The organism is Shewanella canadensis (genome assembly GCF_003966225.1).
Lineage (GTDB): Bacteria > Pseudomonadota > Gammaproteobacteria > Enterobacterales > Shewanellaceae > Shewanella > Shewanella canadensis.
In genome coordinates this window covers 186,827-207,533 of sequence record NZ_RXNU01000004.1, presented here as the reverse complement: position 1 = coordinate 207,533, position 20,707 = coordinate 186,827, and the positions used below count along the sequence as shown (strand labels likewise).

19 protein-coding genes are annotated in these 20,707 nt (G+C 47.0%); 13 read left to right on the top strand and 6 right to left on the bottom strand.

Features of this window, described 5'->3' with window-relative positions; translation table 11 throughout:
* Positions 1–193: 193 nt before the first annotated feature.
* The 3 genes from EKG38_RS09415 (at position 194) to EKG38_RS09405 (ending at position 5,380) form a co-directional block, all read left to right on the top strand.
* Positions 194–1,750, top strand: coding sequence for a S41 family peptidase (locus EKG38_RS09415; RefSeq protein WP_126520006.1), 1,557 nt, complete (start codon positions 194–196; stop codon positions 1,748–1,750).
* Between the two features lie 31 nt (positions 1,751–1,781).
* Entirely contained in the window at positions 1,782–2,162 is a 381-nt protein-coding gene (locus EKG38_RS09410; RefSeq protein WP_126520005.1) for a hypothetical protein, read from the top strand.
* A 230-nt stretch (positions 2,163–2,392) separates the two neighbouring features.
* The gene (locus EKG38_RS09405) at positions 2,393–5,380 is read left to right on the top strand and encodes a PKD domain-containing protein (protein WP_126520004.1); all 2,988 of its coding nucleotides are present in this window, start codon (positions 2,393–2,395) and stop codon (positions 5,378–5,380) included.
* A gap of 153 nt (positions 5,381–5,533) precedes the next feature.
* Here the strand turns inward: EKG38_RS09405 and EKG38_RS09400 are convergent, their stop codons facing one another.
* Positions 5,534–7,360, bottom strand: a complete 1,827-nt coding sequence (locus tag EKG38_RS09400) for a S8 family serine peptidase (protein WP_126520003.1) — start codon at positions 7,358–7,360, stop codon at positions 5,534–5,536.
* A gap of 302 nt (positions 7,361–7,662) precedes the next feature.
* On the opposite strand from EKG38_RS09400, the gene EKG38_RS09395 reads away from it, so the two are divergent.
* Positions 7,663–8,334: a DUF2461 domain-containing protein gene (locus tag EKG38_RS09395; RefSeq protein WP_126520002.1), complete on the top strand. Its 672-nt coding sequence runs from the start codon at positions 7,663–7,665 to the stop codon at positions 8,332–8,334.
* Positions 8,335–8,391: 57 nt separating this feature from the next.
* Here EKG38_RS09395 and EKG38_RS09390 read toward each other — a convergent pair whose 3' ends face one another.
* On the bottom strand, positions 8,392–8,985 hold the full coding sequence (locus tag EKG38_RS09390; protein WP_126520001.1) for a TetR/AcrR family transcriptional regulator: 594 nt from the start codon (positions 8,983–8,985) through the stop codon (positions 8,392–8,394).
* Between the two features lie 136 nt (positions 8,986–9,121).
* Between EKG38_RS09390 and EKG38_RS09385 the strand changes: the two genes are divergently transcribed.
* The 3 genes from EKG38_RS09385 to EKG38_RS09375 all read left to right on the top strand — a co-directional run bounded on the left by EKG38_RS09385 (position 9,122) and on the right by EKG38_RS09375 (position 11,614).
* On the top strand, positions 9,122–9,754 hold the full coding sequence (locus tag EKG38_RS09385) for a glutathione S-transferase (RefSeq protein WP_126520000.1): 633 nt from the start codon (positions 9,122–9,124) through the stop codon (positions 9,752–9,754).
* Between the two features lie 60 nt (positions 9,755–9,814).
* A complete protein-coding gene (locus EKG38_RS09380; protein WP_126519999.1) occupies positions 9,815–10,483 on the top strand; it encodes a glutathione S-transferase family protein in 669 nt (222 codons plus the stop codon).
* Positions 10,484–10,822: 339 nt separating this feature from the next.
* Positions 10,823–11,614 carry a substrate-binding periplasmic protein gene (locus EKG38_RS09375; RefSeq protein ID WP_126519998.1) on the top strand — a complete coding sequence of 264 codons (792 nt, stop codon included), beginning with the start codon at positions 10,823–10,825 and terminating at the stop codon, positions 11,612–11,614.
* Between the two features lie 444 nt (positions 11,615–12,058).
* Here EKG38_RS09375 and EKG38_RS09370 read toward each other — a convergent pair whose 3' ends face one another.
* Positions 12,059–12,265 (bottom strand): cold-shock protein, encoded by a 207-nt coding sequence (locus tag EKG38_RS09370; protein WP_126519997.1) that lies wholly within the window; start codon positions 12,263–12,265, stop codon positions 12,059–12,061.
* 886 nt (positions 12,266–13,151) lie between these two features.
* On the opposite strand from EKG38_RS09370, the gene EKG38_RS09365 reads away from it, so the two are divergent.
* Positions 13,152–14,573: an RsmB/NOP family class I SAM-dependent RNA methyltransferase gene (locus tag EKG38_RS09365; protein ID WP_126519996.1), complete on the top strand. Its 1,422-nt coding sequence runs from the start codon at positions 13,152–13,154 to the stop codon at positions 14,571–14,573.
* A gap of 343 nt (positions 14,574–14,916) precedes the next feature.
* On the opposite strand, the gene EKG38_RS09360 is transcribed toward EKG38_RS09365, so the two are convergent.
* Entirely contained in the window at positions 14,917–15,477 is a 561-nt protein-coding gene (locus tag EKG38_RS09360; RefSeq protein ID WP_126519995.1) for a DUF4136 domain-containing protein, read from the bottom strand.
* Positions 15,478–15,648: 171 nt separating this feature from the next.
* Here EKG38_RS09360 and EKG38_RS09355 point away from each other — a divergent pair, with 171 nt between their 5' ends.
* The 4 genes from EKG38_RS09355 to ruvX all read left to right on the top strand — a co-directional run bounded on the left by EKG38_RS09355 (position 15,649) and on the right by ruvX (position 17,622).
* Entirely contained in the window at positions 15,649–15,966 is a 318-nt protein-coding gene (locus EKG38_RS09355; protein WP_126519994.1) for a hypothetical protein, read from the top strand.
* A 216-nt stretch (positions 15,967–16,182) separates the two neighbouring features.
* Entirely contained in the window at positions 16,183–16,512 is a 330-nt protein-coding gene (gene yciH / locus EKG38_RS09350; RefSeq protein ID WP_126519993.1) for a stress response translation initiation inhibitor YciH, read from the top strand.
* Positions 16,513–16,558: 46 nt separating this feature from the next.
* Entirely contained in the window at positions 16,559–17,119 is a 561-nt protein-coding gene (locus tag EKG38_RS09345) for a YqgE/AlgH family protein (protein ID WP_126519992.1), read from the top strand.
* A gap of 83 nt (positions 17,120–17,202) precedes the next feature.
* Positions 17,203–17,622, top strand: a complete 420-nt coding sequence (ruvX, locus tag EKG38_RS09340; RefSeq protein WP_126519991.1) for a Holliday junction resolvase RuvX — start codon at positions 17,203–17,205, stop codon at positions 17,620–17,622.
* A gap of 81 nt (positions 17,623–17,703) precedes the next feature.
* On the opposite strand, the gene EKG38_RS09335 is transcribed toward ruvX, so the two are convergent.
* Both EKG38_RS09335 and EKG38_RS09330 read right to left on the bottom strand, forming a co-directional pair.
* Positions 17,704–18,816: a PilT/PilU family type 4a pilus ATPase gene (locus EKG38_RS09335; protein ID WP_126519990.1), complete on the bottom strand. Its 1,113-nt coding sequence runs from the start codon at positions 18,814–18,816 to the stop codon at positions 17,704–17,706.
* 26 nt (positions 18,817–18,842) lie between these two features.
* Positions 18,843–19,877 carry a type IV pilus twitching motility protein PilT gene (locus EKG38_RS09330; RefSeq protein WP_126519989.1) on the bottom strand — a complete coding sequence of 345 codons (1,035 nt, stop codon included), beginning with the start codon at positions 19,875–19,877 and terminating at the stop codon, positions 18,843–18,845.
* 36 nt (positions 19,878–19,913) lie between these two features.
* On the opposite strand from EKG38_RS09330, the gene EKG38_RS09325 reads away from it, so the two are divergent.
* The gene (locus EKG38_RS09325; protein WP_126519988.1) at positions 19,914–20,618 is read left to right on the top strand and encodes a YggS family pyridoxal phosphate-dependent enzyme; all 705 of its coding nucleotides are present in this window, start codon (positions 19,914–19,916) and stop codon (positions 20,616–20,618) included.
* The last annotated feature ends 89 nt before the right edge of the window (positions 20,619–20,707 follow it).

The following is a 20,707-nucleotide window of genomic DNA, read 5'->3' as shown; positions in this document are numbered from 1 at the left end:
TACGGCTAGATTAACCGGTAGCAAAATAGTAAAAGGCCTGAGTATTCAGGCCTTTTTATTTTCCCATCAAAAAGAAGTGTAAGTGCGGCATACGCAAAAAGGAAGTTGTGGTATAAAATACAGACACCACAAGCAATTAACAGACTTATCATTTCGTATCCAAATGAAACATGAGTTTAATAAGGGATTATTTATGACGTTTTTCTCTGGCAAAACACTGACACTGCTCCTCTCTTCAACCCTGCTAATCTTAACGGGTTGCGGTGGTGGCGATAATAACTCTGGGACGCCGCAGTGGGTAGCGGGGGTATTTGCTCCCGACAGTGAACTTGCCGGACAATGCGCCGCCAATCAGACTGGCTCAGAGCTAACGGAAAAACTCTGGTTACGCTCATGGAGTAACGACACTTACCTCTGGTATAACGAAATTGCCGATATAGACCCGGCCCCTTTCGGTGTGCTCCCCTATTTCGAACAATTAAAGACCCAAGAGCTGTCGGCGACCGGCAATACCAAAGATAAGTTCCACTTCTCAATGCCGACGAGCGAGTGGGATCAGCTAAACCAGTCCGGTGCCTCCGTGGGCTATGGCGCTCATTTCTACATTCAGCAGGCCGAAGGTGCTCTGGATCGAAAAATAACCGTGACCTATGTCGAGCCTGACTCGCCGGCATCGGACGTGGAAATTACCCGCGGCTATGTGGTCATTGAGATCGATGGCGTAAATGTAAAAGATGCGGCCGATAGCGCCAGCTTAGCGATACTCAGCCGAGGCCTGTTTCCCGAAACTGCCGGCCAACAGACCCAGTTCACATTCCAACACTTAGATAAAACGACCTTCAGTGATATGACCCTGACGGCGCAGACAATTGTCTCGACCCCGGTTCAGAACACTACGACAATAGTAACCACTACAGGAAAAGTGGGGTACCTACAGTTTAACTCCCATATCGCTACCGCCGAGCGCGGCCTGTTTGATGCCGTCAATACCCTTAGCGACGCGGGGGTTGATGACTTAGTGCTGGATCTCAGATATAACGGTGGAGGCCTGCTAGCGATGGCTGGTCAACTGGGCTATATGATTGCCGGCAATCAGGCAACCCAAGGTAAAATATTTGAACGCAGCACCTTCAATGACAAACACCCCGATACCGATCCCGTCACGGGCCAGGCCTTAACACCTATGCCATTTTTTAGTGAGAGTCTGGGCTTTAATACCGGACTGCTCGGAGCCGGCCAGTCTCTGCCAAGCCTTAACCTGTCACGTCTGTTTGTGCTCACGACAGCCAATACCTGCTCAGCCAGTGAAGCACTGATGAACAGCCTGCGCGGCATCGATGTGGAGGTTATCCAGATTGGGGATACGACTTGCGGTAAGCCCTATGGCTTCTACCCGACGCCAAACTGCGGCACGACATTTTTTACGGTGCAGTTTAAGGGCGAGAACGATAAAGGCTTCGGTGACTATTCCGATGGTTTTGTCCCGAGCACCAGCCCGACTCTGGACAGTGAAATTCCCGGATGTAGTCTGAGCGATGACTTCAGCCATGCCTTAGGCGATACCAGTGAGCGTTTGCTCAGTGCCGCCCTTTACTATCGCGCTAATGGCCGATGCCCGGCAATAGGTAGCAGAGTGGCTAAAGCCAAGCCTCGAACTCAGTTTATCGATCCCGGTTTCACTTTGGAAGATACTCGAACGCAGAATGTGCTGCTAAATAACCGTATATTAACCCAAAGCTCACAGTACTAAGCCAGAGTACTAGCCAAAAATAGAGGTTCAGATGAAAATTCACTACTTACCTGGAATACTACTTCTGCTCGCGGGTTGCTCCCTGCAAGCCCAAGACCTAAGGGTTAGCGAGGCTAGCCCGGCACTATTGAGTGATAGTTCGACTGACAGCAAAGCCGAACTCCAGCATGCCATCGCCAGCCTCCTGAAGGCCGAAGAGGTACTGATTGCAGACGATGCATTTATGCAAAGTAGCCGCTTATCACTCAGTCGTGCCCCTCATACCGATCCCAGTGGTCAACTTATTATGGGTCGAAACTTTGAGATGCCCGATGTGGTTCAACTTTTTATTCAGGGCGAGCAGTGCTTCGTCTATCACGAAGAGAGTGACCAACATCGCCCCTTACCTCTATCGAAGTGCATAGCTGAATAGTTCATCAATGATCCATACAGGCCGTAAAAGATTGCGGCCTGTTTTTATCTCTTCCAAGACTGATAGCACCTATCAATTCACCGCTAATTTTCAGTAAAAATCACCTTTTCCTAAAAAATATTCTTAAAGATATTCGCAACTTGAATTGAAAACATGTAACAAAACGCTTCAAACCCGCGCCTCTGCTAGACTTAAGATAACTATCGGCCGCTTAAATAAGGGGAACGGTAATGGATTACAAAGCTAACATCATGAGGGTCGCGCTACTAAGCCTGTCCTTATCTGCAGCAGGTTTATCAGGATCAGATGCCGCTGCAGCCAACCCAACGACTAACACCAATACAAAAGCGATTTCTGAAACACCTTCTAATCCCGGAGCTCAACACCGAGCCTTCCCTGACGTCAACCTACCCGAACCCGCCAATGGCGAACACGCCATAGGGCTATTGGGCGATAAACTGCCTGCCATGGCAGCAGCATACGAAATGAGCACCGCAGATTTTGCCAAGATGATACGAGAAGACCGCAGTGTGTGGCTGGATCATCAGGGGCGTATTTTCTACGTTGAAGTGGAAGCACCGGCGGATCTTGCAGAACCCGATCCGGGATCCGATCCCGAAACGGTGTTAAGTGAGTCACAGACCTTTATGTTACATAGTCGCCCGGGGGCCAGTCGGGTAATCCATCTGGATTTTGACGGGCATATCACCGAAGGCAGACAATGGAACACCTCCTATAACACAGGTACGATAGTCTCCCCACCCTACAACCGCGAGGGAAGCTCCGATAGCTTTACTCAAAATGAGCTCGATTATATCTACCTGATGTGGAAACAGGTTGCCGAAGATTATGCCCCCTTCGATGTTGATATCACCACACAAGAGCCTCCACAGAGCACCATCACCCGTAGCGATTCAAACGATCCATACTATGGAACCCGAGTAGTAATGACTCAGGATAATTTTGCTAATTGTGGTTGTGGCGGTTTCGCCTATGTCGGGGTCTTCGATTATTACGGAGATCGCTATAAACCCGCTTTCGTCTTTAATACCAGTGTTGTCGGCGCAGGAGAAGCTATTTCCCATGAAGCCGGCCATAACCTTGGGCTTAGCCACGATGGACAGAATGGTGGGTCCAGCTACTACCAAGGCCACGGCTCCGGCGCCACCGGCTGGGCACCCATCATGGGAGTGGGCTACTACCGCTCTTTGGTGCAGTGGAGTAAGGGCGAGTATCCTCAGGCCAATCAGTTTCAAGATGATATTCAAGTCATTCAGAATTACGGCGCGCCTTTGATGCTAGATGACCATGGCGACAGTATCGCTAATGCAACTGCGTTAATTGAATCTCCCAACGGCGACACGACCATACTCGAAGGCAGTGGTCTGATACGACGCCGTGATGATATGGACATGTTTAGCTTCACTGCCGGCGCGGGAAGTTTCACTCTGAATATCTCGCCATCCGCTGTAAGCCCAAACCTGGATATTCTGGCTCAGCTCTATAACAGTTCAGGCACTCTGATAGCCAGCAATAACCCCAGCTCTTCACTACCCGCGGCGATCAGCGGCAGTTTCGCCAATGGCGGTGAATATTACCTGAAGGTGGATGGCATCGGTAAAGGCGATCTCTCTACCGGTTACAGTGATTACGGCAGCTTAGGCTGGTATTCCATAAATGGCAGCGTGCAAAATGATAGCAACTTACAAGCCCCGACGGCCGTCGCCGCATCGGTGGGGTATGTGCCCGGATATGCACCAATCACCGCGTTCTTCGAAGGTTCAGCCTCCACCGATGATATCGGGATCACAGGCTACAGCTGGGATTTCGGTGACGGTAATTTAGCTAGCGGAGTCAGTCCATCTCACGAATATCAAGCGCCGGGCGAATATACGGTGACCCTGACAGTTACCGATTCCGACAACCTCACAGACTCGGACACGCTAGCCATCTTTGTGGTTAATAACCCCCCCATCGCGGTCGCCAATGCCGACAGTTATTCGGGAACCGCCCCCCATAGCATTCAATTCTATAGTACGGGCTCAAAAGATCAGGATGATTTGGGCACCATTACCTATGCCTGGCTATTCGGCGACGGCAACGGTTCAACTTCCGCCAATCCGAGCCATCTCTATGCGGCTCAAGGTACATATACTCCGAGTCTGACCGTCACCGATAACTTAGGCGATCAGGATAGCATCACACTATCTGATGTCAGTATCTCACCACCGGCTTATCTGGACCAATATGCACAAGGCGAGATATTAGGTTCGGGTACGGTAGGAGGGAATTACACAGACACCTTCGATAACAGCTCGGCTCAGACAATTAGGGAGCGGGAGTCCGGCGGCAGAAAAAGCAGCCGCTATAGCTATCTGCAACATACCTGGTTATTTAATGTGACACCGGGTAACACAGTGACCCTACATCTGAATGCCTGGATGACAAACTCTTCAGACAGCGATGAGATGCGCTTCTCCTACTCAGTAAATGGCGGAGCCTATACCGAGTTTACATCGATTCAGAATAGTGTCGATGTGGGACTCGCATCTTTCTTGATGCCTCAGGGCACCAGTGGTGAAGTTCGTATTCGCGTCGAAGACACGGATCACACCCCTGGGCGCAGAAGCTTAGATACCGTCACTATCCAGCAACTCTATATCAGTAGTGAGACACTGCTCGGTGGTGATGTACCGGCAACACCAACTCTGCAAAGTGCGACGCCGATATCATCGAGTCAGATAGATATCAATTGGACAGATGCCTCGAATGATGAATCGGGCTTTAATATCGAGCGATCAATCGATGAAAGCAGCTGGAGTTCCGCAGGTTCGGTAGGTGCAAATGTTACCGATTTCAGCGATAGCGGATTATCGGCCGATACGACCTATTACTATCGCGTCACTGCATTTAATGGTTATGGCAGCTCTGTCGAGTCCAATACCGTTTCGGCCACCACCGAAGCTGCAAGCCCCATTAATCTCACTGCCACAGGCAGGAAGGTTAAGGGCGTTAAACATATCGACCTGCAATGGTATCAATATCAGGATGTCGATATCTACTTCGATAACGATGATGCTATCTTTGCCAGCGGAGGAAGTGATGAACCCTATAGTTACGATTTTGATACCGGACTAAAAGGCGGTGCCACTCATACGATTCAGGTGTGTAACGCCGGCGGCGGAGACTGCTCGGAGGTGGTGACTGTGATCTTTTAAAATCACGGTTCTCTTGGAACCAGCAGCAGAGAGTTGCACCACGCACGCTTTTCACAATAAAAAACCGCAGCGAAGGCTGCGGTTTTTATTTTACTTTAATTAAGCTCAGTAGCTTCGAGCACGGTTTAACACACTGTCGAGGCGACTAATCACTTAAAAGTTAACCGTCTGCTCAGCAGTACAGGTCGACGTTCCTTCATCACAGGCTTTATAGGTGTATGAACCACCACCCTTAGATGTGATTGAATCGGTATAAGTCGAACTTGCAGAAGTAGTAGCAATCATGCTGCCATCACGATACACATCGACATTGCTGCCTGCCGCGCCGCTAAAGCTCAAGTCGACATTCTTCACGCCTTTGCTCTTATAGCCGCTGGCAGAAAGAGTGAAGTCACCACCAGGCTCTGTACCACCGCCGTTACCGGCACAACCATTAGCCGTCAGGTAAGCATCGGCCCCAGCCGCCTTGACGATACCATAACCGAAGTAAACATCGTTACCCGGAGCGCCGCTGTCCATGGCTGTCGCTTTCAGAGCTTCACGGATCTCGGTACCCGTACACTCGTTATGATTTGACCAAACCAGTGCAGCAAGACCAGACACTGCAGGCGTCGCCATCGAGGTTCCGCTCATAAAACCAAAATCTGAGGTACCGATATCGATATTCGCACTGCCGGCAGCGAGCAGCGCAGCTCGGTCTTCGAAGGCTGCGCCAACCGCCGGAATAGTTGTGGTATTGGTATCACCCAAAGTGGCATAAAGCATACCCGCTTCATTGTTGATGATGATTGCACCAACACCGCCAGAGCCCTCACAGTTAGCCACTTTATCGTGGAAAGAGATAGTTCCGCGGTCGATCACACAGATATTGCCGTTAGCACCGCTGTCGGTCGCCTCGGCTGTCCCCATGTAGTAAGTGCCACCGTTGACAGCGCCAGAGTTTTCCATCGCAGAGCTGGCGTAAGCCACGTCATCGGCAGTCATGTTTGCCGACGTCGCCATACCCGCCGGATAGGTCGAAAGTGTATCGACACCACCTGCCGTAACTTCTACACAGATAGTCTCATCATCCTTCGCACGCTTGCCGCGACCAGACAGGCAGCTTGGGAACTGAGAGAAATCGGCGATGTTATTATCGGCATCGTTCGCGCCAATCATCATCACTGAGGGGTAACCCGCCGGATATGAGCGTACGTTGTTACCGTCGTTACCGGCAGCGGCTACGACCAAGCCACCCGCATCGGTAAATGCCTGAAAGGCATTGGATTCGGTAGAGTTTGAACCACCACCACCAAGACTCATGCTGATGATGTTAGCACCAGCAGCACTACAGAGATCCGCTGCTTTTGCCAGATCTGATGAGTAACCCCATCCGTCTTCATTAAATACCTTGATGATATGCAGATCGGCGCCCGGTGCCATACCTACAACACCAAAACCATTATCTGCAGCAGCTACGGTACCCGCAACGTGTGTGCCATGTGGGCCACCATGGTCATTCCAATTCCCAGTACCCGAGTCATTGTCACCGGTAATATTGTTCCACTCGAAATCACCATTGGTGCTATCCAGACCCGAGTCGATAATACATACCTTCATGCCGGCATTGGCATTGAAGGTAAGCTGATCGGCCTGAGACTGATAAACCGCATAAGGGGTTACCTGCTCAGTCATTGGATTACCCGCGTCATCACTGAAGACAGACATCAGGTGTCGACGTTGATCCGCTTCGACCAGTTTAATGTGTGGGTTATTGAGTAACCCTTTAACCTGTGAAAGATCTTTACCGGCAAAAGTTGCCGAAATAAAACCATTTCCATCTACATGTATTTGAGCACCAAGCTTGTTTGCTAACGCCTTAACGATGCCTTTATTGTTATTGTCCACTTGAATAATATAACGATCGTCATCTGCTTTTGCGGTAGTCGATACGCTCACTGTCAGGGCAATGATCGCACCCGCAATTTTAGATAATTTCATAAAGTCTCTCCGATTTATTTTTTAGTATAGAGTTACTATTGCAACTGAATAATGCCGCAACACTTTTCACTGTTAAGCGTGCCTTTTTCGACATTATCGTTGGCTTTACGATTTAGAAACTAACAGACATCACAAAGCATAACAATAGAGCAACACGAATTTAACAAATGTAAGTATAATCTAATATCTTTTGTCACATTTAGGTTCATCAAATCGCAAGCAGCAAATTTTTCCCAATCACCCCCTTCCTGTGTTATTTTTTGCATTATCAATTCCAGTCCGTTATCGGGTAGCGTATCCCTATGTTTAGTCAGGAAAGTTTTTCATTTTTATCTCTGCTCGCCAGTAACAATGAGCGCGAATGGTTCAAGTCCCATCAGACGCAATATGAAGATGAGGTGCGCACACCGGCGCTAAAATTCATCGAAGCCATGCAGCCGCATATTCTGTCTCTGTCTCCCAGACTGACCGCCGTACCGAAAAAAGTGGGTGGCAGCTTGATGCGGCCACAACGTGATGCCAGGTTCAGTAAAGATAAGACCCCCTACAAGACCAATGTCGGCATTCAGTTCAGGCATTTTCAGGGCAAAGATGTTCACGCTCCGGGGTTATACCTACATATCGCCAACGAGGGCTGCTTTCTCGGTGCCGGAATTTGGCACCCTGATTCGAAGGCGCTGAATCGGATCCGCACCTGTCTCGATGAAAATCCTAATGCCTATAAGAAGGCGCTGGCGCAATTGAGAGCCGGAGGGTTTGAGATGGAGGGAGATAGCTTAGTGCGGCCACCACGGGGCTATGATAAAGACCATCCCATGATCGATGAGCTTAAACGAAAAGATTTCATCGCTATCAAGAACATAGATAATGAACAGGTATATGACAAAGATTTTGTGAATTGGTGCGCCAATGAATTTAAGCTGACTCAGAAGTTGATGGGCTATCTCTGCTTCGCATTGGATCTGGATTACTGATCTGAACTCGCTAACGACCAGGCGTTACAAGTAAAAACTGCGCTGTTTTGCAGCGCATCATTCACTGTCAACCACCTTGAGTCCATTAAGGTAATCGACTAAGAGTTCCACCGCATCGCGTATCACTTCAAACTGACACGCTTTACCTAATACTCTTATCCCTTGAAGCTGCGTTATTATAAACCGGCTTACCTTAAGGGGCTCGACTCCCTCTATTAACTCATCATGAGCCTTTGAATACGCTAATGACTGACAGAAAGCCGCCTGCATCCCATCGAACAAACGATCACATTGCTCTTTAACCACCTCATCCGAGACGATCTTTTCGAGTATCGCATTTTGTAGGAAGCAGCCATATTTTTGCTCCCTTTGAATCGCCACGAAGCGGTCAATATAGATTAACAGCCCATCGATCCCCTCATTTTCTGCTAAAGGTGCCAATTTTGGCTGGGAGTATTGATCTAAATAGTATTTAAGCGACTCACGATACAGACTCAGCTTGTCCCCATAGGTGTTATAGAGGCTAAAGCGATTGATACCTAAGTGTGATACCAAGTCTGCCACCGAAGTCGCATCATAGCCCTGCTGCCAGAACAGCTCCATGGCCATAACCAATTTCTCTTCTCTATCAAAATTACAACTTCTTGCCATAGATCTTTTTACTCTGCTTTAGTTTAAATTTATTCTTGACCGAACGTTCTGGTATGGTTTAGATTCTAACCTAACCAATCGTTCCGTTAAAGTGTTTACTTTCACTAATAAGCAACACTAATGAGAAGAGCCAATAATGAAACTGTATGAACTAGCCCCGACTCCCAGCGCCAGGCGAGTGAATATATTCCTTGCCGAATTAGGGATAGAGATCGAAAGGGTAAGCGTCGATGTTCGCGGCGGCGAGAACCTGACCGAGGAGTTCAGAGCCAAAAGCGTCAATGGTCGAATTCCCTGCCTTGCTCTGGATAGTGGTGAGCACCTATGCGAATCCATCGCCATCTGCCGCTACTTCGATGAGCTGCACACACCAGAGCACTCTCTGTTTGGAAATACGCCTATCGAGAAGGCTCAGATAGAAATGTGGCAACGTATCTGTGAACTCCAGGGCTTGTTCGTCGGTTTTCAGGCTTTCAGAAACATCACTAAGATCTATGAAGATAGAGAGAACTGTGTTGAAGCTTGGGGGCATGAGTCACGCCAGAGAGTGATCGACTTCCTGCCCACGTTGGAGGCTCAGTTAAGCCAACACCATTACATCGCCGGTGACACTTTTTCCATCGCAGACATCACCGCCTATGTCATGCTCAGTTTTATCAAGCATCTGGATATCACGCCCAGTGCCGAGCAAGTTCATCTGATGCGATGGCAGCAACAGATAGCGCAACGCCCGTCGGTTCAAAAGGTCAATGCCGCAACGATTAGTTAATCGGGCCAGTTCATCAAACCTATTAATCAAGTTAGTCAGCGAATAAATTTGGGAGCCATTATGATAGACCTCTACACAGCAGCAACACCGAACGGACATAAGATCTCAATCGCATTAGAGGAGATGGGGTTGGAATATCGGGTTAACCATATCGACTTGATGGCAGCGGAACAGAAAAAGCCCGAGTTTCTCGCCATCAACCCCAATGGCCGTATTCCAGCCATCATAGACAGAGATAACGATGATTTTGCCGTCTTCGAGTCTGGTGCCATCTTGCTTTATCTCGCCGAGAAGACAGGGAAATTCCTGCCCGCTAATCCTAAGAAGCGCTCACAAGCCATTCAATGGTTGATGTTTCAGATGGGTGGCGTCGGCCCCATGATGGGACAGGCCAATGTCTTTTACCGCTACTTCCCGGAAAAAATACCCGCGGCCATCGATCGCTACCAACATGAGAGCCGTCGCCTGTTCGAGGTGATGAATAACCAACTCGCCGACAACCGTTATTTAGCGGGCGAGGAATACACCATCGCCGACATGGCCACCTGGCCTTGGGTGAGAACCTTTGAATGGAGCGGTGTAGATATCACAGGGCTAATCCACCTGCAGCGCTGGATTGAGGAGCTAGCACAGCGACCCGCTTCTCTGAAAGGTATCGTCACCCCACCCTCATCGGATCTTAACGATGAAGAGCGAGCAAAGGAGATCCGAAAGATGGTGACCGAGTAGGCTTTGAGTGGCGAGTGGCGAGTGAATGTTACCGCTACTCTCGTTTATTGTTACTTCAGCTTGGTGTTTGTTGAAATGTTCTGCTCTACCTGGCACATCACATGCGCCCTAGGTAAGTACGCCTACGGAGTGCTTCTGTACAATGCAAGTTGGCCTTTTGCATCTGGCTATATAGTGGGTACTGATTTTTCATCTATCAGTATCCAGAGTTACTTTCCGTGGGCACCTCTATTACCCAATACCTTAGCTTTGTACGCGAAAAAAGTATCATGTAGTACACAAATGCTATATTTAAAAATATTCGTCACTATGCTAACAAAGACGTTATTTGGAGATAATATGCACTACAGACATCTCTTAATCTCCCTGATTTTAGTTTTAATCAGCCACTCAACCTCCGCCGATGAAAAACTAATTCGTGTTGCAACATTAAGTGATTACGCTCCCTTCTGTATCGCGACTGAAGATAGCAAAAGTAATCAGTTCATTCCTGTTGGTCAAGATGCGGTGGGCTTTAGCGGATATAGCTGGGATGTGTTCAGAGCCAGTTTCCATAGGATGGGGTACTCAATTCATTTATCCATTACGCCATGGGCCAGAGCATTGCATTCCTTGCAGAGCGGTAAAGTTGACATTCTATTCCCTGCAGGAAAGAGCGTAGAGAGGCTAAAGGTATTTGATTACTCAGAGGAACCCATCAGCGAGATTAATTTTGCGCTTTATGTAAATGCAGGCAGCACAATACTGTGGCGAGATTTAAGCTCGCTAGAAGGATTAACAGTTGGTGTTAAAAGAGCTTTCAACTATGGGGATAAATGGAACTCAACCACAGATATAGTCAAGTATGACGTCAACGGCAGTCAACAAGGATTTAAAATGTTAGCGTCAAACCGGATTGATGCCCTCCTTGGTTACGAATACAGCTGGGACTATTTTTTAAAACAAACAGGTTGGAAACATAAATATCGAAAGCTCGCCATCCTCGACTCTACTCACGAGTACTTAGCATCCCTCAAGAGTAACCCCAGGCGTGACACATTATTTAAAGCTTTTGAACAAGGCAAAAAACAGCTCATAGAAAGTGGAGAACTCGACAAAATCAGACAAAAATGGTTCGGCAATAATCAGTAACAGGTTTGCAAAAATACAAATATTCCGTAGGTCAGTTGAAAACTGAACGAGGTGGGAGGCAGTATGACCACTAAACCTCGTTTAGCAAGGCAAAAATCAAGTAAAACATGAGTCTTTATCGTGTTTTTAGAATAGCTATCCCATATTCCTATGACTCAGATGTGAGAACGACTTGATGTGAAGATACTCCAGTGAGTCGCTGTGAAGCATATCTGACAGCCATCTCTTCAATTTGAGTTTAAAAGTAATCACTAGGACATTTTTGACTAAATTAAGTTAGGGCTTAGACTCTAACTCATGAGATTTTGATTGGAAAAAGTATGGCAATCGGAGATGTGATAATGCCCCAATGAAGGGGCTAAAAATAGTTGGCTATATTGTGCAGTGAAGCGAAACAGCCAACTGTTTTTCGTCTTACTTTATTGGATTGTTACCTGCTTACTACTAAAGAGGAACAACCTTATTAGCGCAAGGTCCTTTTTGACCTTGACCAACTTCAAATTCAACAGCTTGACCGTCATTTAGCGTTGCGTAATCACCGCCACTTTGAATTTCTGAATGATGAACAAAAAGATCTTTACCACCATCTTCTGGTGTAATGAATCCGAAACCTTTATCTGCATTGAACCACTTTACTGTACCTTTACTCATAATATTCTCTTTAGTTTAATTGTATTAATTCATCGCAATATTTTGCATTTACATTATAACTGCCAAACATGAAATACACGAATATTAGTGCCTTGCACATAACGATCATTGTTCATGACCCAAAGGTCTCATGGAACAGTTTGCTCTTACTCTTTACTATTTAATGTCGGAGAGAGGAGGTTGTCGCTACTCTATCCGTGAGTTTACTTTCCATATCCTTGTCATGCCCTTGAAGCCTCCCCCCCCCACACAGCGGCGTGAGGGAAGCTTCGCTTTACAAGCCTTAGACCTGCAAGCAATCATAAGAATGGCTATTCTTATCTGGCGCACTACATCTTGCACTGTCGACATAAACTTATTTAGTTATCTGAATTTACTCTCCTTTTTCTATTATCTCAATAGCCAAACCTTCACAATTAAAAATTGTCAGGCTAAATAACCAAATAAAATATGGGTAGATAACGTTATATAAAGTAGAGTCGAGGAGAGTACTTTCTTTTCAAATCACCAAGTGTAGATGCGACTGTGAGCTTCGATGACAGGGTGAGGTATCACGAAGTGATACTCTTTCTAACGAGACACTGGATGTCGAGCTGGCCGTTAAACATGGAGGTTATTTGAAATCGCAGAGCCCACAAGACCGAAAATGTTCCCTACATTTTTCGGCATTTCCTCCTCCCCTGGAGGTCAGAAGTGCTTGCGGCGACTCATATAAGTATCTGCACATCCCCTCCCTGGAGGCGATAAATAGCAATGAAAGAACAACCTTTAAACACACTACCCAATCCCAAAACCCCAAACAAAAATGCCACCAGCCTTCATTCTAAGGCAGCCCAACTTCTGTTACACTTGCACCCAGATAAATACCAGCGCTAGGCAACTACCCATGGGCGACTCCTTAAACTCAAGCCAAAGTAACTCCACCCCAAAAGATCTACTCTCAATCACAGACGTACAGGCTGAGACCACGTCTCAGAAGCGGGCGCTGAGCTACGCCAATACCATATATCTGCTGTTTCATCAGGTTATGGATAAGCAGCAACCTGCCGATCGTGTTGTGGGAGAGTATTTCAGGATCAATAAGAAGCATGGTTCTAAAGACCGACGCGTGATCCGTGAGAGTTTGTTTGCCATGTTCCGTTGGTGGGGCTGGTTAAGCAAATTGAGCGAAGCACAGTCGAGTCAAGCCTGGTTCTCCATGCTCACCGCGACTGCTACCATTGAGTCACACGCTTGGCATGACATTATTCAAGCCTGGGGCGAGTTTTCAGGTCTCGACTTGTCTAAGTCTGGCTCTGGTTCTAAATCTAGCTCAAGCGATGGCTCAGGTCCGGATGCGCCATCGACTGCATTCCCTTGCGTGAGCAGCAAGTGTGAATGGATGAATGCGCAATTTTCACCACTGAAATTTGATACCGATGAGCTGGTGCCAGAGTGGTTCTGGCAAGTTTGCCCTATCGAAGATGCGGCGCAGCGATTGGCCATGGTCCAGTCTCTGTCATCGCGTCCTCCTATCTGGAGCCGGGCGCAAAATATCGATACCGACACCGCTATTGAGCAGCTGAACCGGGTCGATGTTCCGGCGAAATCCAGTGACTATTTCAGTGACACCATTAACTTAGGCCATAAGAGCATTAATCTTAATGGCTTACCTCTGTATAAAGAGGGCAAGCTGGAGATCCAGGATCTTGGCTCTCAGGTGATTGGCCATATCTGTGCGCCCAAAGAGAGTGACCTTTGGTGGGACACCTGTAGCGGCGCCGGAGGTAAAAGCTTACAACTCAGATCTCTGATGCTTAAGCAAAACGTTCAATCCACTGGCAGTATCATAGCTTCCGATATACGTCGCAAACCCTTAGAGGAGTTGGCCAAGCGAGCTAAGCGCGCCGGCTTCAAGGGGATATCCGTTTCCCCTTGGAAATCCGATGAGCTGCCTGTACCCCACGCCCATTTCGATGGCGTACTCGTCGATGCGCCTTGTAGCTGCACCGGCACCTGGCGTCGAAACCCAGATATGCGCTGGATAGATGCCGTGGAAGCGGTTCAGGACAAACCTGAGTTGCAACTCGATATTCTGCGCAGATGCAGTCAGGCAGTAAAACGTGGCGGCACCTTAGTCTATGCCACCTGCTCACTCTCTCCTCTTGAAAATGAAGAGGTGGTTAATGCCTTTTTAGCAGAGCAGAGTGAATTCACCATAGAGTCGAGTACCCACCCGTTCACCGGCAACGAAACAGAGATGCTAACCGTATTCCCGTTCGAAGCCGATACAGACGGTATGTTTGTGGCACGAATGAGACGAAGCTAAACTCCATCCTTAGTAAAGCATCAAGCAAAAGGCGACCTCGGGTCGTCTTTTGCTTGAGAATCGCCCTTGCCTCTCCCCATTCCCATTCCCCCTTGGCCCGATGAACCCGCCTGTCATCGATTTGCCATTGAATTTATCATACGCTTGTCATACGTTGTTTTTATTATTCCCCCTACGGATAGGAGATTGACCCATCCACTTTTAATCGGTCTCACAATAGACCACGATGTAGTAGCTAAAACTCATCAAGAAAGAAGACGAGTCAGAGAGTAGAAAAAAGGCGAGCATAATAACTATGCTCGCCTTTATATTATACCGATTGGTATTACAGATTAACTCTAGGCTATTTCGCTTCTGGCTTAGGGGGATAATTCAACAGCATTTCGGAAATAGCCTTGTTAACAACCTCAACCCTCTCTTCCGGCGTATTCTTATCTCTGATGGTATCGGCCACCGAGCCACGCCAGATCAACTTTCCGGTTTCTCTATCAATCATATCTAAGATCAAGGTTCCAACCTCATACTCACGAACCGTGGTTTGAGTATGCATAGAGCCGCTCATGCCCCATCGTGAACCATAATAGGGGTTATATCCAAAGTTTGTATTGAAGGTATCTACGTTAATCTTCTTATCTACCTTGGTGAGGTAATTCACCAAAATATCTGCAGTTTGAGGATCGCTGAGTGTTACCCCCTTGAGTGAAAGCTGGCTATCGACGGCAGCTCGCACACGTTGATCCATCAATCCATCTAAATGGTAACTGGTATCCTGGCTTTTCTGTTCAACCCAGGCATAGGTTTTCACATCACTAAAGTTAGCCGCAGGATCATAATCTGAACTTGTCTTCATCGAACTGCAGGCGCTCAACGCCATTGCAGCCAAAACAACTATAACTTTCTTCATATTAAAACCCCGTCAAATCCTAAATTCACACAATCCATAATTAAATATCAGCTTACATAGCAATCTTATGATCTACAACTCAATTTTATATTAAAACTTGTATCGTTCAGCTTGACTTCAGCGCAAGCCTTAATGATAATGATTATCAGTCACGCACCATTGGAGTTATCTATGTTTTGGTTTGCAACCGCCTTTCTTATTTCGGCCGCTGTTTACATGTTCGCCCCCGTTAAAGCCACAGCCCAAACAGAGAGTGACTCTGATAAGGTCGACTTTGGCCACCTCAGTTTATTGATATTACCGGCCGGCGTATTGGCTTGGCTGATGTTTTCTCTACTCAGCGGTGACACCAACAGTTATGGCGCAGCATCAATAGGCTTTGTGTTGACAGCCTGCTCGATAGCGCTGCCAAAACTTCATAAGTTTATCCTTCCCTGTGCGGCCATTACCGCGATCTCACTCTTAATAGGAGTCGCACAGGCAATTTAAGTCGTTTTATCATTTTTATTGCCAACTGCACTTCCTCTTGTGTCAGTTTGAGGCAACCTAGGAAGCTCCAACTTATCTATATCCCTGCAAATGAATAGATAATTGTCCATTGACCACCATGTGTGGTCATTTTTATTTCCACGTTTTATTTTAAGTTCCCACAAGATTCTTCAATTTGTTAAACTCACCTTACCATCGCTAATTAATGACGCTCTCATGAAAAAAGACTCAAATGTATCTCTTGTTTATAGTACAGATATCGGCAGGATCTCACCTGAAATTGAAACGCCTCAAGCGCCTGTTGGTGATGGAATCATTAGGATCCACAAAGACAGTAAAGGCCGAAAAGGAAAAGGGGTATCTATCATTAAGGGACTTGGATTAAATGAGAAAGAACTAAAAGCTTTAGCGCAAAAATTAAAAAAACAGTGCGGTTGTGGCGGTACTGTAAAAGAGTTCAATATTGAGGTTCAAACTGATAATAGGGAACTGTTAAAAACGCTGTTAGAGAAGCTCAATTACAAGGTTAAATTAGCGGGCGGTTAAGTCCCATATTCAACATAGTTAGCCTAATCCCTTTAGTGGAGCTCAAATGGAAAGTTTACAAAATCACTTTTTAATCGCTATGCCCTCACTTAAAGACACCTTCTTTGAACGTTCGGTGATCTATATCTGCGAACACGACGAAAAAGGTGCGATGGGAATAATGATAAACCGCCCTATCGGTATCGAAGTCAATGAACTCCTGCTTCAGATGCAACTCAAAGAGGAGCCGGAACTTATCACCTCTTTAGGCTCAAAAGTACTCATAGGGGGCCCGGTAACCCCAGAAAGAGGATTTGTACTTCATACACCTCAATCAATCTGGAACAACAGTCAGTCACTCACTGACGAACTTATGCTGACCACATCGAGAGATGTATTGTCGGCACTAGGAAGCGATACCGCCCCGGAGCAGTTCATTGTCGCACTGGGTTATGCAGGTTGGAGCCGAGATCAGCTCGAACAGGAGCTGGCAGAGAATACCTGGCTATCTATTCCTGCCACTGCTGAACTGCTATTTTCTACCGAATATGAAGATCGTTGGCAATGTGCCACCGAATCCTTGGGCTTCGATATATGGCAGTTGTCTAACCAAACCGGCCATGCTTAATCAAGTAAGGCTTTGAGCAATTAGTCTCACTTGGATTAGATGCGCTAAAAGTCATATTCCAACAATTTATTAAGAAGTTATTTATGAGTTCAATAACGGTATTAGGCTTCGATTACGGTACTAAGAGTATTGGCGTCGCCATAGGACAATCGCTCACCGGTAGCGCTAACCCCTTGTTGTCGATTAAGGCAGTCGATGGGATCCCAAAGTGGGAAGAGATTGGGATGCTGATAGAGGAGTGGAAACCCGACTTGGTCGTTGTAGGCTTGCCACTAAACATGGATGGCTCAGAGCAGGAGATGACGCAGAGAGCCAAAAAGTTTGCCAATCGTATTAATGGCCGATTTGGGGTGAAAATTGCCACTCAAGATGAACGTCTCACTACCGCCGATGCTAAAGCCAGACTCTTTGAGATGGGCGGCTATAAAGCGCTAACTAAGGGACAAGTCGATGCGATGTCGGCGGTATTGATTATCGAAAGCTATTTCGAGAGTTTATATTAAGCGGCGAGTAACACCCACCTAAATAAAAGGGAGCCTAGGCTCCCTTTGTTATATCCGAAATCATGACTCACACTGAAAGGATTAATCCATATCCAGTGTGACACCTTCCATAAAACCTGAACTGGAGGGGTCTGAGCCTTGAAGTTTAATCATCAAGCGAAGATCGTTAGGTGAATCGGCGTGATGGAGCGCATCGGCGTAACTTATCTCTCCTTCGGTATAGAGATTCAATAACGCTTGGTCGAAAGTCTGCATCCCCTGCTCGTTTGACTTTGCCATTGTCTCTTTAAGTGAGTGCAGCTCATTTTTGGCAATTAAACTTGAGATCCTTGGCGTGTTAATCAAAATTTCAATGGCTGCACGTCGACCGGTGCCGTCCGCTTTGGGAACCAACTGCTGTGCGACAATGCCTCGTAAGTTTAAAGAAAGGTCGAATAACAGCTGTTGATGCTTACTCTCAGGCACTAAGTGCATGATTCGGTCCAGTGCTTGGTTTGCATTGTTTGCGTGCAAAGTGGCCATACACAGGTGACCGGTTTCAGCAAATGAGAGCGCAAACTCCATCGTCTCCTGGCTTCGGATCTCACCGATTAGGATCACATCCGGAGCCTGACGAAGCGAACTTTTAAGGGCGGCATCGAATGACTCGGTATCGATACCAACTTCTCGCTGAGTAACGATACTCTTGCGGTGATCGTGAACAAACTCGACGGGATCCTCAATCGTCAGGATATGACCCCGAGAGTTTGCATTACGATAACCCACCAGCGCCGCCAACGAGGTCGATTTACCCGTTCCCGTACCACCAACCATAATGATAAGCCCGCGCTTACTCATCACGAGATCTTTTAAAATGGGTGGAAGCTTCAGATCGTCCACTTCCGGGATTTTAGTTTCAATCCTGCGCATGACACAGCCCGGCGCCTCTCTTTGCCAGAAGGCACTGACACGAAAACGTCCCAGCTCTTTTGCGGCAAAAGCAAAGTTACACTCCCGACTCTCATGAAACTCAGTTTTCTGTACATCAGTCATCAGAGACTCAACAAAATCCAGTGCCTGTGCGGGGTTAAATGAGCTCTCACTTAAGGGTCTCAACTCACCATCAATTTTTGCACTGGGTGGAAAGCCTGCAGTGATAAATAGATCAGATGCTTTACGCTCCACCATTATTTTTAAGAAGGGACGAACATCCATAATAAAGCCTTAAAATCCAGGTGATATTAAAAAGTTTGCTTGGTTGCACTCTTATGCTGTGCATCTTCACGAGTAATTTGACCACGATTAACCAGATTCTGCAGACATTGATCTAAGGTCTGCATACCGTGAGACATACCCGTTTGAATCGCTGAATACATTTGAGCGACTTTGTCTTCTCGAATAAGGTTACGAATCGCCGGGGTTCCCATCATAATTTCATGTGCTGCGACACGGCCGCCACCCACCTTCTTAATCAGGGTCTGAGAGATTACCGCCTGTAGAGACTCGGACAACATGGTTCTAACCATGCCCTTTTCTCCTTCGGGGAATACATCGACTATACGGTCAATGGTTTTTGCCGCCGATGTGGTGTGCAGAGTGCCGAAAACCAAGTGACCCGTTTCGGCCGCAGTCATCGCAAGTCGAATGGTTTCGAGATCTCGCATCTCACCCACCAGGATCACATCGGGATCTTCACGAAGTGCACTACGCAAGGCTGCATTAAAGCTGTGAGTATGGCGGTGAACCTCACGCTGGTTAATCAGACATTGCTTATTTTGGTGAACGAATTCTATCGGGTCTTCGATGGTCAGAATATGCTCGTGACGAGCATCATTTATATAATCGATCATGGCTGCTAAGGTGGTACTCTTACCCGAACCTGTTGGTCCGGTTACCAACACCAGCCCACGGGGAAAACTGGAGATCTTCTTAAAGATCTCCGGCGCGCCGAGTTGCTCTAGGCTTAAGATGTCACTGGGGATAGTACGAAATACGGCGGCGGCGCCTCGTGCCTGATTGAAGGCATTGACACGGAAACGCGCTAAGTTTGGCACTTCGAACGAAAAATCTATCTCTAAATGTTCTTCATAATCTTTACGCTGCTTATCATTCATGATGTCATAGACGAGTCCATGAACACCTTGATGATCTAAAGCCGGAAGATTGATCTTTCTGACTTCGCCATCAACACGTATCATAGGAGATACGCCCGCTGAAAGGTGTAGATCTGACGCTTTGTGCTTTACACTAAAGGCAAGTAACTCTGTGATTTCCATAGTATGGGATATCCATTCAATCAAAAAACTTACATCATGACAACAATAGCAGACAGGCTGGCTAACGCCCAGCAACGAATTACCCACGCAGCAAAGTTTTCATCAAGAAATGCCGATGAAATTCAGTTACTCGCGGTGAGTAAAACTAAACCTATTACAGATATTATAGCGGCCTATGCTGCTGGTCAGAGACTTTTCGGAGAAAACTATGTCCAGGAGGGAGAGTCTAAGGTAAACGAGCTGAAATCTATCTGTCCTGAAATCCAATGGCACTTCATCGGTCCCCTGCAATCCAATAAGACAAAGGTCGTTGCGGGCCTTTTCGATTGGATGCATACCCTTTGTCGGGATAAAATTGCTGTGCGTCTGAATGACCAACGTCCCGATGCGCTAAAACCACTCAATATCTGTATTCAGGTTAACATTAGTGGTGAGGCGAGTAAGTCAGGAATCGTCCCTTCTGAGCTTATGGTACTGGCCAACACTATCGATGCCCTTCCAAAGTTGATGCTGCGTGGATTGATGGCGATTCCAACGGCAACAGATGATAAACGCAAGCAAAAAGATGAGTTCCAACAACTGCAGAGTTTATTCCTGGAGTTAAAAGCCATCTACCCAGACCTTGATACTCTCTCTATGGGGATGAGTAACGATTTGGAACAAGCCGTAGAGCATGGCTCAACGATGGTTAGAATTGGCAGTGCGATATTTGGTGAAAGAGAGAAGAGCTTGAATGCTTGAGCCGCAATCCCTGCGGGCTTTTAGCTTTCATTAGCCTACCGGGCTTGTTTTATTGAGTTCGAGCCCAAATATTTATTAAAGAAATTCGA

Excerpts from the sequence above, each read along its gene's own strand:
- EKG38_RS09375 (WP_126519998.1), top strand. The coding sequence starts at position 10,823 with ATGCACTACAGACATCTCTTAATCTCCCTGATTTTAGTTTTAATCAGC.
- EKG38_RS09345 (WP_126519992.1), top strand. The coding sequence starts at position 16,559 with ATGGAAAGTTTACAAAATCACTTTTTAATCGCTATGCCCTCACTTAAA.
- EKG38_RS09360 (WP_126519995.1), bottom strand. The coding sequence starts at position 15,477 with ATGAAGAAAGTTATAGTTGTTTTGGCTGCAATGGCGTTGAGCGCCTGC.
- EKG38_RS09390 (WP_126520001.1), bottom strand. The coding sequence starts at position 8,985 with ATGGCAAGAAGTTGTAATTTTGATAGAGAAGAGAAATTGGTTATGGCC.
- EKG38_RS09395 (WP_126520002.1), top strand. The coding sequence starts at position 7,663 with ATGTTTAGTCAGGAAAGTTTTTCATTTTTATCTCTGCTCGCCAGTAAC.
- EKG38_RS09330 (WP_126519989.1), bottom strand. The coding sequence starts at position 19,877 with ATGGAAATCACAGAGTTACTTGCCTTTAGTGTAAAGCACAAAGCGTCA.
- EKG38_RS09405 (WP_126520004.1), top strand. The coding sequence starts at position 2,393 with ATGGATTACAAAGCTAACATCATGAGGGTCGCGCTACTAAGCCTGTCC.
- EKG38_RS09415 (WP_126520006.1), top strand. The coding sequence starts at position 194 with ATGACGTTTTTCTCTGGCAAAACACTGACACTGCTCCTCTCTTCAACC.
- yciH (WP_126519993.1), top strand. The coding sequence starts at position 16,183 with ATGAAAAAAGACTCAAATGTATCTCTTGTTTATAGTACAGATATCGGC.
- EKG38_RS09355 (WP_126519994.1), top strand. The coding sequence starts at position 15,649 with ATGTTTTGGTTTGCAACCGCCTTTCTTATTTCGGCCGCTGTTTACATG.
- EKG38_RS09370 (WP_126519997.1), bottom strand. The coding sequence starts at position 12,265 with ATGAGTAAAGGTACAGTAAAGTGGTTCAATGCAGATAAAGGTTTCGGA.
- ruvX (WP_126519991.1), top strand. The coding sequence starts at position 17,203 with ATGAGTTCAATAACGGTATTAGGCTTCGATTACGGTACTAAGAGTATT.
- EKG38_RS09365 (WP_126519996.1), top strand. The coding sequence starts at position 13,152 with ATGGGCGACTCCTTAAACTCAAGCCAAAGTAACTCCACCCCAAAAGAT.
- EKG38_RS09325 (WP_126519988.1), top strand. The coding sequence starts at position 19,914 with ATGACAACAATAGCAGACAGGCTGGCTAACGCCCAGCAACGAATTACC.
- EKG38_RS09385 (WP_126520000.1), top strand. The coding sequence starts at position 9,122 with ATGAAACTGTATGAACTAGCCCCGACTCCCAGCGCCAGGCGAGTGAAT.
- EKG38_RS09410 (WP_126520005.1), top strand. The coding sequence starts at position 1,782 with ATGAAAATTCACTACTTACCTGGAATACTACTTCTGCTCGCGGGTTGC.
- EKG38_RS09335 (WP_126519990.1), bottom strand. The coding sequence starts at position 18,816 with ATGGATGTTCGTCCCTTCTTAAAAATAATGGTGGAGCGTAAAGCATCT.
- EKG38_RS09400 (WP_126520003.1), bottom strand. The coding sequence starts at position 7,360 with ATGAAATTATCTAAAATTGCGGGTGCGATCATTGCCCTGACAGTGAGC.
- EKG38_RS09380 (WP_126519999.1), top strand. The coding sequence starts at position 9,815 with ATGATAGACCTCTACACAGCAGCAACACCGAACGGACATAAGATCTCA.